Annotated in this window: 11 protein-coding genes; all 11 read left to right on the top strand. The window is 38.2% G+C overall.

Translation table 11 applies throughout. The features are described 5' to 3' along the window. Positions 1–705 precede the first annotated feature (705 nt). The 11 genes from CD039_RS05450 to dnaI all read left to right on the top strand — a co-directional run bounded on the left by CD039_RS05450 (position 706) and on the right by dnaI (position 14,879). Positions 706–1,827 (top strand): citrate synthase, encoded by a 1,122-nt coding sequence (locus tag CD039_RS05450; RefSeq protein WP_103371451.1) that lies wholly within the window; start codon positions 706–708, stop codon positions 1,825–1,827. 66 nt (positions 1,828–1,893) lie between these two features. Next, complete coding sequence (gene icd / locus CD039_RS05445) at positions 1,894–3,162, top strand: NADP-dependent isocitrate dehydrogenase (RefSeq protein WP_103371450.1); 1,269 nt, start codon at positions 1,894–1,896, stop codon at positions 3,160–3,162. A 234-nt stretch (positions 3,163–3,396) separates the two neighbouring features. Further along, on the top strand, positions 3,397–4,104 hold the full coding sequence (locus tag CD039_RS05440) for a response regulator transcription factor (protein ID WP_103371449.1): 708 nt from the start codon (positions 3,397–3,399) through the stop codon (positions 4,102–4,104). Continuing rightward, entirely contained in the window at positions 4,104–5,798 is a 1,695-nt protein-coding gene (pnpS, locus tag CD039_RS05435) for a two-component system histidine kinase PnpS (RefSeq protein ID WP_103371448.1), read from the top strand. The genes CD039_RS05440 and pnpS overlap by 1 nt, the downstream gene beginning before the upstream one ends. A gap of 377 nt (positions 5,799–6,175) precedes the next feature. Further along, on the top strand, positions 6,176–8,806 hold the full coding sequence (polA, locus tag CD039_RS05430) for a DNA polymerase I (RefSeq protein WP_103371447.1): 2,631 nt from the start codon (positions 6,176–6,178) through the stop codon (positions 8,804–8,806). Positions 8,807–8,821: 15 nt separating this feature from the next. Then, positions 8,822–9,694 carry a bifunctional DNA-formamidopyrimidine glycosylase/DNA-(apurinic or apyrimidinic site) lyase gene (mutM, locus tag CD039_RS05425; protein WP_103371446.1) on the top strand — a complete coding sequence of 291 codons (873 nt, stop codon included), beginning with the start codon at positions 8,822–8,824 and terminating at the stop codon, positions 9,692–9,694. A 15-nt stretch (positions 9,695–9,709) separates the two neighbouring features. Continuing rightward, positions 9,710–10,345, top strand: a complete 636-nt coding sequence (coaE, locus tag CD039_RS05420) for a dephospho-CoA kinase (protein WP_103371445.1) — start codon at positions 9,710–9,712, stop codon at positions 10,343–10,345. 419 nt (positions 10,346–10,764) lie between these two features. After that, positions 10,765–11,763 (top strand): type I glyceraldehyde-3-phosphate dehydrogenase, encoded by a 999-nt coding sequence (gene gap / locus CD039_RS05415; protein ID WP_103371444.1) that lies wholly within the window; start codon positions 10,765–10,767, stop codon positions 11,761–11,763. Between the two features lie 310 nt (positions 11,764–12,073). Further along, a complete protein-coding gene (gene nrdR, locus CD039_RS05410; protein WP_002470932.1) occupies positions 12,074–12,547 on the top strand; it encodes a transcriptional regulator NrdR in 474 nt (157 codons plus the stop codon). Next, positions 12,544–13,956 (top strand): replication initiation and membrane attachment family protein, encoded by a 1,413-nt coding sequence (locus CD039_RS05405; protein WP_103371443.1) that lies wholly within the window; start codon positions 12,544–12,546, stop codon positions 13,954–13,956. The genes nrdR and CD039_RS05405 overlap by 4 nt, the downstream gene beginning before the upstream one ends. Then, positions 13,953–14,879, top strand: coding sequence for a primosomal protein DnaI (gene dnaI / locus CD039_RS05400; protein ID WP_103371442.1), 927 nt, complete (start codon positions 13,953–13,955; stop codon positions 14,877–14,879). Before CD039_RS05405 ends, dnaI begins: the two co-directional genes overlap by 4 nt. Positions 14,880–15,216: the final 337 nt, after the last annotated feature.

Below are 15,216 nucleotides of genomic sequence, written 5' to 3'. Positions count from 1 at the left end.
TACTCCTTTGTTGAATTTCTTTGATCCGTTCATAGCAGCCAAATAAGGTGTGGAACTCAACTACTATGTGTGATCACAAATCTGTGTCATAACTCATCTAGTTGTTAACTAACGTATTGTGATAACACGATCCCCTTTATTAAAAGTGAAGTGAGTATGTCTCTAACAAGCAACTACGTGGCTCCCAATTTATCAAGTTAATTGAATATTGTGAAAGCGATTTCGGTGATTCACAACGTTCATTATATAAGTCGTTCTTCACCTTTGTAGAAGCTTGAGCGCACTCACTTATCTTAATAAACCTATTATGATACTTTTTTATGGATAAGACAATTATTTTTAGTATATAAGTGTAAAACTGCTCTTTAATGTTCATATATTGTTATTAACAGTGATAAAGAATTGAAAAGCATAGAAAAATTGATGTGAAAGCGATTTACCCTTAAAATATAGATATATCAAACTTCATGATGGATCTACACCATAATGAAATAACACAATAATTTCATATAAAAATGGCATGTATTGAGTTTGACGTAAAAGGGTAAAGTATAAGGAAAGTCGTATGTGTTGAATGAGATAATATCGACTTTATGGATAGTTATCATCAACCATACTAAGTTATAAGGTTTCATAATTACATGAATTTCGGTATAATATACGTTGAAAGCCATTTCATTATGAAAGAGAAAAGGGGAATTTATCATGGCAGAATTACAAAAAGGCCTAGAAGGGGTTATCGCAGCTGAAACTAAAGTAAGCTCAATCATCGATAGTCAATTAACATATGCGGGCTATGATATTGATGATTTAGCTGAAAATGCAGAATTTGAAGAAATCATCTATTTATTATGGCATTACAAATTGCCTAATAAACAAGAACTTAAAGAACTCAAAGAGAAGTTACATGAGTATATGCCACTCAATGATAGTGTCTATAACCACTTCAAAGAATACGCTGCAGATCATGTTCACCCGATGACTGCTTTAAGAACTTCAGTATCTTACATCGCTCACTTTGATCCAGATGCTGAAGACGAAGGTAAAGACAAGAAATTTGAACGTGCAATCCGTATTCAAGCTAAGATTGCATCACTAGTAACTGCGTTTGCCCGCGTGCGTGAAGGTAAAGATCCTGTAATGCCTAACAAAGACTTAAGCTATGCGGGTAACTTCCTATACATGTTACGTGGTGAAATGCCTACAGATATCGAAGTAGAGGCATTTAATAAAGCATTAGTGTTACATGCTGACCACGAATTAAACGCATCAGCATTCACAGCAAGATGTGCAGTTTCTTCATTATCTGATATGTATTCAGGTATCGTAGCTGCTGTTGGTTCATTAAAAGGACCTTTACACGGTGGTGCAAACGAACGTGTTATGAACATGCTTTCAGATGTGAAGACTGTTGACGCTGTAGATGACTACATTGATGAAAAAATTAAAAACAAAGAAAAAATCATGGGCTTCGGTCATCGCGTATACAAAGATGGCGACCCACGTGCGAAATACCTTAAAGAAATGAGTAAGAAGATTACAGAAGAAACAGGTCAAAGCCAACTCTTCGATATCTCTGTGAAAATCGCTGATAAAATGCACGAAGAAAAAGGATTAATTCCTAACGTAGACTTCTATAGTGCAACGGTTTATCACAGCTTAAAAATTTCTCACGATTTATTCACACCAATCTTTGCCGTAAGTCGTACATCAGGTTGGATTGCTCATATGTTAGAACAATATAGAGACAACCGTATCATCAGACCACGTGCACAATATATTGGTGAAACAAATCGTACTTACTTACCAATTGAAGAACGTGACTAAGTTCTTCAATTGCTGTAAGGCATAATTGACTCAATACTAAATTTAGTAAAAGCGGAGGTTTAACTCATGGCAGGAGACAAAATTGTAAAACAAAAAGATGGTTTAAACGTACCTAACGAACCAATCATTCCATTCATTATCGGTGACGGTATTGGACCAGATATTTGGAAAGCTGCAAGCCGTGTTATCGATGCTGCAGTTGAAAAAGCATACAATGGTGAAAAACGCATCGAGTGGAAAGAAGTATTAGCAGGTCAAAAAGCTTATGACGAAACTGGCGAATGGTTACCACAAGAAACTTTAGATACAATTAAAGATTACCTTATCGCAATCAAAGGACCTTTAACTACTCCAATTGGTGGCGGTATCCGCTCACTTAACGTTGCGTTACGTCAAGAATTAGACTTATTCACTTGCTTACGCCCAGTAAGATGGTTCAAAGGTGTACCTTCACCAGTTAAACGTCCTGAAGATACTGATATGGTGATCTTCCGTGAAAACACAGAAGATATCTATGCAGGTATCGAATATAAAGAAGGAACTCCAGAAGTTAAGAAATTAATCGACTTCTTACAAAACGAAATGGGCGTTTCAAACATCCGTTTCCCTGAAACTTCAGGTATCGGTGTGAAACCTGTTTCTAAAGAAGGTACAGAACGTCTCGTACGTGCTGCAATCAACTATGCTATTGAAAACAACCGCAAATCAGTGACATTAGTTCATAAAGGTAATATTATGAAGTTCACTGAAGGGGCATTCAAACAATGGGGTTACGACCTTGCACACAACGAATTCGGCGACAAAGTATTCACTTGGCAACAATACGACGAAATCGTTGAAAAAGAAGGTAAAGATGCAGCTAACGAAGCACAAGACAAAGCTGAGAAAGATGGTAAAATTATCATCAAAGACTCAATCGCTGATATCTTCTTACAACAAATCTTAACTCGTCCAGCTGACCACGACGTCGTAGCAACTATGAACTTAAATGGTGACTACGTTTCTGACGCACTTGCTGCTCAAGTAGGCGGTATCGGTATTGCTCCTGGTGCAAACATTAACTACGAAACTGGACATGCGATCTTTGAAGCAACTCATGGTACAGCACCTAAATATGCTGACATGAACAAAGTTAATCCATCTTCAGAAATCTTAAGTGCTGTGCTTATGCTTGAACACTTAGGATGGCAAGAAGCTGCTGATAAGATCACAGAAGCTATTGAAACAACAATCGCTTCTAAAGTAGTAACTTATGACTTTGCACGTTTAATGGAAGGTGCTGAAGAAGTTTCTACTTCAGCATTCGCTGACGAATTAATCAAAAACATTAAATAATTAATGAAATGTGCACATCTGAAATAGATGACGAAGAGGTTAGGCAACAACGCGTTGCTTAACCTCTTTTTTGATACCAGAAGAGGATAGCCAGCATAAAATGCTTGTAAATTTCCATTCTCTCATTAAATTTTTATAATGAATTGTTAAGTTTATGTAAAAGGTATTTTAACCTATAATAATTTAAATTAAACTTGAAGTATAAGCGAGTGAATTCAGTTCTGGAGGTATCCTATGTCTTATAAAGTATTAGTTGTAGATGATGAACAATCAATCGTAACATTATTAAAGTACAATTTAGAACAAGCTGGTTATATGGTCGACGTGGCCTACGATGGCAACGAAGCGTTAAGCAAGCTAGAAACGTTTAACCCCGACCTCATTGTTCTCGATGTCATGTTACCTGAGAAAGATGGTATTGAAGTATGTAAGACCATTCGCACAGAGAAGAATCTTGTGCCGATATTGATGTTGACTGCTAAAGACGACGAATTTGATCGTGTACTGGGCTTAGAGCTAGGCGCTGATGACTATATGACGAAACCATTTTCACCTAGAGAAGTTGTAGCGAGAGTTAAAGCTATATTACGACGTTCAGAAATGGTCCAAACTGCAAACCAAGATGATACAGATGAAGATATAATTATCGGCTCAATTCGTATACGTCCCGATTTCTTTGAAGTGTATAAAGATGATGAGTTATTAGAATTAACACCAAAAGAGTTTGAATTGTTGCTCTATTTAATCGAACGTCAAGGCCGCGTCATGTCACGCGAACACATGTTGAACTCCGTGTGGAATTATGAGTTTGCTGGCGATTCAAGAATTGTAGATGTGCATGTTAGTCACTTACGAGATAAATTAGAAGAGAATCCGAAACAACCGACATTAATCAAGACAGTGCGTGGTTTAGGTTATAAATTGGAGCGACCTAAAGATTAATGCTGAAATTTCATCATAAACTTCTGTTATTACTTTGGACAGTCACAATCGTTAGCTTTATCTTGCTCGGCATTATCGTCACACATGTAGTGACACAGGTGGTCTTCGATAGTCAAGAGCGTGAATTAGCGCATGAGAGTGAGCATTATGTCGATTTACTTAAACATGGTAAGAAAGATCAGCTCAAGAATATTATTGAAAATAAAGCGTTAACGGTCTCGATTCGTAAGCATGGAGAAGAGATTTTTACTGAAAAGGGACAAGTCGCTACGAATCCAAATATAACTGAAGAAGCGAATCCCACGCATTTTATCTATGATCAACACCAAGGGAAGCATCGTTTCACTTCACTGAATCATTCAGGGAACTATCGCGTAATCATCAGTGGTGTGGACGACAAAGTGCACGATTTACGGATACAAATATGGAAATATCTTGCGCTTATCGGTGTCGTAGTCATGATTCTGCTATATCTCATTGTGCGCTACATACATCGGTCTTATATTCGTCCAATCAATGATGTGGCCTATGCGACATCTCTGCTCGTGGAAGGCCATTATCATATTCGAATTCCAGAAAGTAATGTCAAAGAAACGAAAGCACTCTTCGTAACGACGAATAAGTTAGCACGACAACTTCAACGGCTCAACCATGCTCAGAAGTTGCAAGCGCATCGATTAACGACAACGATAGAGAATATCCCTAGTTCCATCTTGATGATCAATAACCGTGGTGAAGTGGTGGTAGTTAACCAAGCTTACTATCATAACTTCAAACCCACTGCTTCACTGAAAGGAGAACGTTACTCGACATGTCTCAATCCTAAACTACAACAATTTGTGGCTGAAAGCTTCAAGACTGAGAAACCGTTGTATGAGCAAATCAATCTGCAACTTACAGACGTCCATGACAAATACTTTGATATGGCTTGTGTCCCTGTACACTCGAGCAATCAGAAGTATCTTTATGGCATTATCGTCGTTCTACACGATATCACGCAGTTAAAGAAATTAGAGAATTTACGTCGAGAATTTGTGGCGAATGTCTCGCATGAGTTAAAGACTCCGATTACATCGATTAAAGGCTTCTCTGAAACATTGCTTGATGGTGCAACTCAGGATACAGATTCCTTAAAGATGTTCTTGAACATTATTCATAAAGAGTCAGATCGTATAGAATCGCTCGTTTCAGATTTACTAGATCTTTCACATATTGAGCAACAGGCGTCATTAACGACCGAACGCTTGAATTTATCTGAACTAACGCTAGAAGCTGTATTGAACTTGAAGCATCTTGCGTCGGAGAAAGCGATTCAAATCAATGATGCTATTGATGAAGATATCTTTGTTAATGGTCATCGCGACAAACTCATGCAGGTCATCGTCAATTTGATCTCTAACGCGATAAGTTATTCGGCTGCGGAAAGTCAAATTCAAGTGCGGTTGTCTCGTCTCACACATCAATGTATGCTTGAGGTTGAAGATCAAGGCATGGGCATTGCGCCAGAAGATCAATCACGTATTTTCGAACGTTTTTACCGTGTGGATAAAGCGCGAAGTCGTGACTCTGGTGGTACAGGTCTCGGCTTGTCGATTACGAAACATATTATTGAGGCGCATGAAGGTCAGATTGAAGTCGACAGTGCGTTGGGCAAAGGTTCAACGTTTAAAGTGACCTTAGATTTGAGCGAGTAATTTAAGTATGCAGGTAATCCAGAACTTATGGCCTGTTTTTGGAAAAGTAGGATAAGTACCGTTGTTAAAATTAATCTGACGGGTTCTAAATCTACTATAAGAGTGGCAAGTATCTCAAAATGACGAGGGCTTGTCACTTTGTTTTATGGATTACGAATACGTTTATAAATATCAGTTCAATCTCTCACTCAGTGTTGCGTCACAGCAATATTTCAATACCTTTTACTCCGCACTATTACTCATTTTAAAAAGGCCTTCCAACACAATCATAAGCATTTACTTAACTTTCTCTCATTCAAGTTATCTGTTGCTTATAGGTTCGAGTGTAGTTCGGTTTATGGTAGAATGGTAGTAAACGAACGTTGGAGGTTACAAGATTGAGTAAATTAGTCTTAGTAGACGGCAATAGTTTAAGTTTTCGTGCTTTCTATGCTTTACCGTTATTACAGAATAAGGCCGGCATACTTACGAATGCAATTTATGGTTTTGCGATGCTGTTAGAGAAAATATTAAAAGAAGAGCATCCTGATCATTTCTTAGTAGCATTTGATGCCGGAAAGACCACTTTTAGACATCAAACCTATGGTGATTACAAAGGCGGTAGACAGAAGACGCCTCCTGAATTAAGTGAGCAGTTTCCATATATTCGTCAATTATTAGACGCATATCAAATTAAACATTACGAACTAGAGAATTACGAAGCCGACGATATCATCGGTACTTTAAGTAAAGAAGCCGATCAAGCTGGAATGGAGACAATCATCATTACCGGCGACCGAGATCTCACTCAACTTGCGACTGATCGAGTGACAATTTACTACACGAAGAAAGGTGTCACAGACGTCGATCATTATACGCCTAAGTTTATCGCAGAGAAATACAACGGCATTCAACCTAAACAGATTATCGATATGAAAGGGCTAATGGGCGATACTTCAGATAACATCCCTGGCGTGGCAGGCGTAGGTGAGAAGACAGCACTGAAGTTGCTCAACCAATTTGAGTCAGTTGAAGGCGTGTATGAGCATTTAGACGATGTCTCAGGTAAAAAGTTAAAAGAAAAGCTAGAGAATGGTAAGTCAGATGCATTAATGAGTAAACAACTCGCAACAATTAATGTAGATAGTCCGCTAGAAGTTAGCTTAAACGATACAAAGCTTCCAGATTCAATGGATGAACAAGATAAAATAGAATTATTCAAGAAATTAGAATTTAATCAACTACTTAACAATTTAGATGTTGAATCTGTTGATAGTGGAGATACAGAATTAGATATTGACGTTCAAACTTCGTTAGACGCTATTGATTATACTCAACTTGAATCAGCTACGATTCATTTCGAAATTGATGGTAGTAACTATTTGAAAGATGATATTCTTAAATTCGGTATTTATGCGCAAGATCAACATGTAGTGGTTGATGCTCAAGATGCTGCTGCACATGGTGCACTCGTTAAATGGTTGGAAGATTCTCATACAGAAAAGGTTGTTTATGATGCTAAGAAGACATATGTCGTAGCACATCGACTAGATATTCAGATCGAAGGTATCCAATTTGATGCCATGCTAGCAAGTTACATCATCGATCCATCACGCTCTATAGGTGATGTGAAATCTGTGGTTGAGCATTATAACCAATATTACGTACCTTCAGATATACAAGTTTATGGCAAAGGTAAAAAACGTGCGGTGCCTGAAGATGATGTTCTGAATGAATACGTAGGCAAGATAGTTCATAGTATTTCAGAAAGTAAGCCAGAAATGATAGAGCAGTTAACTGCGCATCAACAACGTGAATTACTCTATGATATAGAGTTGCCACTTGCTCGCATCCTTAGTGAAATGGAAGAAACAGGTGTTTATACTGATCGATCTGATTTAGAGGAAATGGAACAAGAAATCAAGGAGAAACTTGACGTTTTAGTTCAACAAATTTATGATGCTGCTGGTGAAAAATTTAATGTGAATTCACCTAAGCAATTGGGTGTAGTGCTCTTCGAAAAACTTGAACTTCCTGTGATTAAGAAGACGAAGACAGGTTACTCAACAGCAGTCGATGTACTTGAACAACTACAAGGTGAACACCCAATTATCGACTACATTCTTGATTATCGTCAGCTCGCGAAACTACAATCAACTTATGTTGAAGGCTTACAGAAGATGATCAGTAAAGATCAGCGTATTCATACACGTTTTAACCAAACGCTTGCTCAAACAGGTCGTTTATCATCTATTGATCCTAACTTGCAGAACATTCCTGTGCGGTTGGAAGAAGGAAAACGCATTCGTAAAGCATTCAAGCCTACACATGAAGACAGCGTCATTTTCTCAGCTGACTATTCTCAAATCGAACTACGTGTGCTTGCGCATATTACTGGTGATGAAAGCATGAAACAAGCCTTTATTCATGATCATGATGTGCATACGGCTACGGCTATGAAAGTATTTAATGTGGAAGCGGATGAGGTTGATAGTTTAATGCGTCGTCAAGCGAAAGCAGTTAATTTCGGCATCGTCTATGGTATCAGTGACTACGGACTCAGCCAAAGTCTAGGTATTACGCGTAAACAAGCGAAACAATTTATCGATGATTATTTAGATAGCTTCCCAGGCGTGAAAGAATATATGCATAATATTAAGAAAGAAGCGAAAGCGAACGGTTATGTTGAAACATTGTTACACCGTCGTCGTTATTTACCAGATATTTCAAGTCGCAACTTCAATATGAGAAGTTTCGCAGAACGTACAGCAATGAATACACCAATTCAAGGTAGTGCGGCAGATATTATTAAACTCGCGATGGTCAATTATGCGAAAGCGATTCAAGATACCGACTTTAACGCTACGTTGTTACTTCAGGTTCATGACGAACTCATCTTTGAGATTCCAAAGGACGAAGTGGATGCATTTAGTGAATTTGTCACTGAAATTATGGAACATGCACTTGAGCTCGATGTGCCATTAAAGGTTGAATCAAGTTACGGTGCAACTTGGTATGATGCGAAGTAGAAAGAAGGTGAGCATATGCCAGAGTTACCAGAAGTTGAACATGTAAAACGAGGTATCGTGCCTGATGTTGAAAGTACCACAATTCAATCTGTCACATTTTCAGAAGCGGTTAAGCTAGGTAAAAAGAATCAGCGTGAAACGATTATTAAAGGACTTGAGCTGGATACCTTTAAAACGTTCACAGAAGGCTATAAGATTAACCAAATTGAGCGTCGTAGTAAATATATTTATTTCTACTTAGAACGCGAAGATGACCAACGTATTCTCGTGAGTCATCTCGGTATGGCTGGTGGGTTCTTCGTCGTAAATGAGCTTGATGAAATTCGAGACAAGAATTATCGTAAACATTGGCATGTCATCTTTAATTTAGATAACGATAAGATGCTAGTATATTCGGATATACGTCGTTTCGGTGAGATTCGCAACCTCCCTGAATTAGCCGCATATCCTTCGCTATTGGAAATTGCACCGGAGCCGTTTGACGATGATGCCTTAGATCACTATTTAGCTTATTTTAATGAAAGAAAGTTTTACAACAAACCTATTAAAGCCATGATTCTAGATCATCGTGTGATTGCTGGTTGTGGAAATATCTATGCATGTGAAGCGCTTTTCCGTGCCGGTATTCATCCTGCTCGTAAAGCTGACAGCCTTACGTTGCAAGAAAGAAAAATGTTATTCTACTATATTAGAGAAGTGTTAGAAGAAGGTATCCGCTATGGAGGTACGAGCATTTCAGATTACCGGCATGCCGATGGTCGGCGTGGTGAAATGCAGAACCGTTTAAATGTCTATAAACAAGACACATGCAAAGTGTGCGGAACACCTATCGAAAGGCAGGTCATTGCGACTAGAAATAGTCATTTCTGCCCAGAATGTCAAAGTTAAAGAAAGAGGGAAAGTATGCCTAAAGTAATTGGACTCACAGGTGGAATTGCGACAGGCAAATCTACCGTATCAGAACTACTCTCAGCTCACGGTTTCAAGATTATTGATGCTGATATCGCTGCGAGACAAGCAGTCGCTAAGGGTTCGAAAGGTTTAGAACAAGTGCGTGAAGCCTTTGGTGAAGAAGCGATTACCGAAGAAGGTGAGATGGATCGTTCTTATGTGGGCGACATTGTTTTTAACCAACCTGAGAAGAGAGTGGAATTAAATAATATTATCCACCCGATTGTCCGTGAAATTATGGATAAAAAGAAAGCGGAATATGTTGAACAAGGACACAATGTCATCATGGACATTCCTTTATTATTTGAAAATGAGCTACAAGATACAGTGGATGAAGTGTGGTTAGTCTACACATCTGAAAGTATTCAAATCGATCGTTTAATGGAAAGAAATGATCTTTCTGCTGACGACGCCAAGGCTCGAATTTATAGCCAAATTTCAATTGATAAGAAACGTCGTATGGCTGATCACGTTATCGACAATCGTGATAGTAAACTAGAGTTAAAGCAAAATCTTGAACGTTTGCTACTCGAAGAAGGTTATATTAACCACACACTTGAAGATGATGAAGAGGAAGAGCAAGCATAATGTGAAAACGTGCTCGCCTATGACTGAAATCGAATAAGGTATAGTGTTTGCTTATGCATATACGTTTGTCATAGTTGAACAGATGCGAAATAGCTATAGAAATCTCAAGTAAAGAGAAGTTTCTATAGCTATTTTTTAGCTACAGCTATTAAGTGGGGGAGCGCCTCGCAACCTAATATCGAAATAAACGAGTAGGTGTATATAGTATAGTAGTCGGGTTACAAATCAAGTTCATTGATCGATTATCATTTACTTTAGAAAAGCGATAGCATTATATAGCATAACCTGATTTATAAACTTCAACTCATACGCGTATGTAAGCTTTTTCATAAAGTTATTAGAAACCGCTTTCAAATTAGTAACTTTATGTTATACTAATGCCATAAAGTATAACACATAATTCGAGGGGTGCTTTTTTTATGTCGACAAATATTGCAATTAATGGTATGGGTAGAATTGGCAGAATGGTGCTAAGAATCGCATTAAAAAATGATAATTTAAATGTAGTAGCAATCAATGCAAGCTATCCAGCTGAAACTATTGCGCATTTAATCAAACACGATACAACTCACGGTAAGTTTGATTTAGATGTCGAAGCGACAGACAATGGTATTAAAGTAGAAGGTCATGAAATCAAATTACTTGCTGACCGTAATCCAGCTAACTTGCCATGGAAAGACTTAAACATTGATATTGTTATCGAAGCGACAGGCGTATTCAACCATGGTGACAAGGCACAAGCACATATTGATGCAGGCGCTAAAAAAGTATTACTTACAGGTCCTTCTAAAGGCGGTCATGTACAAATGCTCGTTAAAGGTGTTAACGATAGCGACTTAGACGTGAATGAATACGATATCTTTGGCAATGCGTCATGTACAACAAACTGTATCGGTCCGGTAGCGAAAGTACTTAACGATCAATTCGGCATCGATAATGGTTTAATGACTACAGTTCACGCGATCACAAATGATCAGAAGAACATCGACAATCCTCATAAAGATTTAAGACGTGCACGTTCATGCAACGAAAGTATCATTCCAACTTCAACAGGTGCTGCGAAAGCATTGAAAGAAGTCTTACCTGAACTTGAAGGTAAATTACACGGTATGGCTTTACGTGTACCAACTAAGAACGTGTCTCTCGTTGACTTAGTTGTAGACTTAAATAAAGATGTCACAGTCGATGAAGTGAACCAAGCGTTTAAAGAAAACGATTTAGGTGGCGTGCTTGCAACAGAAGATGCACCACTCGTTTCTTCAGACTTTAATACAAATCCTCATTCAGCTATCGTTGATACACCAAGCACTATGCAAATGGGTCCTCGTAAAGTGAAAGTTATTGCTTGGTACGACAACGAATGGGGTTATTCAAACCGTGTAGTAGATATCGCTGAACAAATTGGCCAAGCGCTTTAATAGATGTTGAGCCAGTGATTGAATCTATTTTAGCACTAACATGTTGAATCAGTAGGGTAGGTTATCAATAAGTTATAAATGTGATTGATGCCATAAATGGAACGAAGGTTTGTCTCGGATTGAGATTCGTCTCACGAGGCAAGCCTTTTTATTATCTAAGGTAAAATGAACCAACAGTGTATCTAATAGAGAACTCATCGCCTTTCGAAACTTCACTCCCTCGATTCAAAGCACCATCGTAGGCCTTTCTTTAGTCTCATAATTATTTATAGTATAATAATGTGTAATCTAGAAGAGAGGATGAATATCGATGAAGTGTCCTAAATGTAGTGCGACCAATTCTCGCGTCGTGGATTCACGTCATGCGGACGATGTTAATGCGATTCGTCGGCGTAGAGAATGTGAGAACTGTGGTACGAGATTTACGACGTTTGAACATATCGAGAAACGACCACTCATCGTCGTTAAGAAAGATGGAACGAGAGAACAATTTCTACGCGAAAAGATCTTAAATGGCTTAGTACGTTCCTGTGAAAAACGACCGGTTGGCTATCAACAACTTGAAGAAATTACGAATCACGTAGAGTGGAAATTAAGACACGATGGTCACGCAGAAATTTCTTCTAGAGAAATCGGTGAACATGTGATGAATCAACTCATGCATGTCGATCAGGTATCCTATGTGCGCTTTGCTTCAGTTTATAAAGAATTTAAGGATGTCGATCAATTGTTAGCTTCTATGCAAGGTATCTTGTCGAAAGATGAGCGGAGTGACGATGAATGAATTTAAAGTCTAAAGATTATGGTTTGAGAGCGAAAGATGACTTTCAAATCCTACGCCAATTTCAATTTCATAGCAATCATATAGATATTCTCAACCGACTCTTCACACCTCTCATAGGCTCTAGTAGTACAGGTTTGTATATTTATTTAGACCAGTTTAGTGAACAGACATCGCAAGCTGAGCTGACACATTATACGATTATGAGTGAGCTCAAGATTAATTTATTAGATTTTCGCAAGCAGATGGATGTGCTTGAGGCGATAGGTTTAGTGAAGACGTACGTTCATCATGATACGGCGCATTCGCATTTTGTCTACGAACTCATTCAGCCACCGACGGGCAAACAATTCTTTGATGATCCAATGCTGTCAGTGTTTTTATATAGTGAAGTCGGACATCAACGGTACCATCAATTGAAGCATTTCTTCGCATCTTCTAAGAAGCAAGTGGACTTGAGCCAGTTTACCGAAATCACGCGTAAATATACAGATGTATTCAATATTCCGCATCAGCGCGTGCCTGAAACAGACATTGAAGTGACGGAAGCACAAACGTATCAAGGGCTTAATTTATCTGATGTCGAATTTGATTTTGAAGTGTTATATGATTTACTGCAAACGCATTTTATCAGTAGTAAAATTATTGGCAGTCAGACGAAACAATTGATTACGCAACTCGCCACATTATATGGACTAACGCCAGAAGCGATGAAGAGTATTATTTTAAAATCACTTACAAGCGACCAAGAACTCTCTTTCGAAGAGTTGAGAAAGCATGCACGAACGTATTACTTGATGGAACATGATCAACAACTTCCGAAGATACAAGTTAAACAACCTCCTCAAACAAAAAAACAGAGCGAAACTAACAAAGAAACGCATAAGGAAGAAGATGAACTCAAACCTGGTTCAGATCGTTGGCTAGAATTGCTCGATAATACGAGTCCAATTGAAATGCTGGCGTCGTGGTCAGAGTCTGAGCCAACTGATCATCAGAAGCGGATGGTTGAAGAATTGATTGAACGTGAAAAGCTTTCTTTCGGCGTGATTAACATCCTCTTACAATATGTCATGTTGAAAGAAGATATGAAGTTACCGAAGAATTATATTATGGAAATTGCTTCGAATTGGAAGAAAAAAGGGTATACCACTGCGAAACAAGCTTATCAACAAACGATGCAGCAAGAAACGAAAAAGAAAGAGAAGAAAGCACAACCTCAAAGAAATTACCGACCACAATACCAACATTATTCACGTGAGTTAACCCCAGAATGGCTGAAGAATCGCGATCAACGTGATCAACAATCAAAGGCTTCATCCGAAGAAGAACATGATGAACAGTTTGAAAAGGAACGTCAAGCCTTCCTGAAGGACTTACAACAGACATGGAATGGAGGTAAGAAAGAATGAAGAGCTTAAATGATATATTAGGCAATTCGAAAGATTTAAATCAGCGGCTCGAAAAGATCAAGAGAGATGTCATTAAAGATCCTGACGTCAAAGCATTTCTAGAAGCACATCGCTCAGAAATTACCAATTCAATGATAGATAGAGATTTAAATATTCTTCAAGAATATAAAGACCAACAGAAACATTATGATGGCCATGCTTTCGAAGATTGTCCTAACTTCGTGAAAGGGCATGTGCCAGAACTATATATAGAGAATGATCATTTCAAAATTAAATACCTTCCGTGTCCTTGTAAGATTAAACATGACGAGGCGAAGTTTAAAGCACATTTAATCACTGCACATCATATGCAACGCGCAACTTTAGATGCTGAGTTGAAAGATATTTATACGAATCGCCGCGATCGCCTAGATGTAGCTATGGCTGCGAATGATATTTGCAAGCGTATTAAAAGTGGAGAAACGGAATACTTGAAGGGGCTTTATCTATACGGTCCATTCGGTACAGGTAAATCATTTATTCTCGGTGCTATGGCGAACCAATTGAAGAGTGAGAATATCCCTTCAACGATGGTTTACTTACCAGAGTTTATACGTACGTTGAAGAGTGGTTTTAATGATAATAGTTTTGAAAAGCGTCTCAATCAAATCATGAAAGCCAATGTCTTATTCCTAGATGATATTGGTGCCGAAGAAACGACACCATGGTCAAGAGATGAAGTGATAGGACCACTACTTCATTATCGAATGGTGCATGAATTGCCAACATTTTTCAGCTCAAATTTAAACTTCAAAGAGCTTGAGCATCACTTTTCACTTACACGCCAAGGTGCAGAGGCAACAAAAGGCGCGCGTATTATGGAACGTATCAAATCACTAGCGCATCCATACTTTCTTGAAGGCGTTAATTACAGGGATGTTTGAAATTTATAATAGATGGTGTATAATAAGAATAAATCTAAATCGACATGAACGTATAAGGATATGATAAACAAAGCTCTGTTACACAGAGAGTTAGCGGTGCTGAGAGTCTAACTGACATCTTTGTTTGTTACTCCCTTTATTATTGATATTTGTAATGAATATCCGGCTCAAGACCGTTATCTTAAGTAAAGTGAGATATGTAAATGTAAGATTGACATATCTAATTAGGGTGGTAACACGGCGTCCTCGTCCCTTTGTGGGTGAGGGCGTTTTTTATTTGGATTATTATACAAGTACTAGAATCATTTCAACCAAGATATCATAGCTTGAATAACAC

This window comes from Staphylococcus argensis (genome assembly GCF_002902305.1).
Taxonomy (GTDB): Bacteria; Bacillota; Bacilli; order Staphylococcales; family Staphylococcaceae; genus Staphylococcus; species Staphylococcus argensis.
This window is presented reverse-complemented; position numbering and strand designations above follow the sequence as displayed.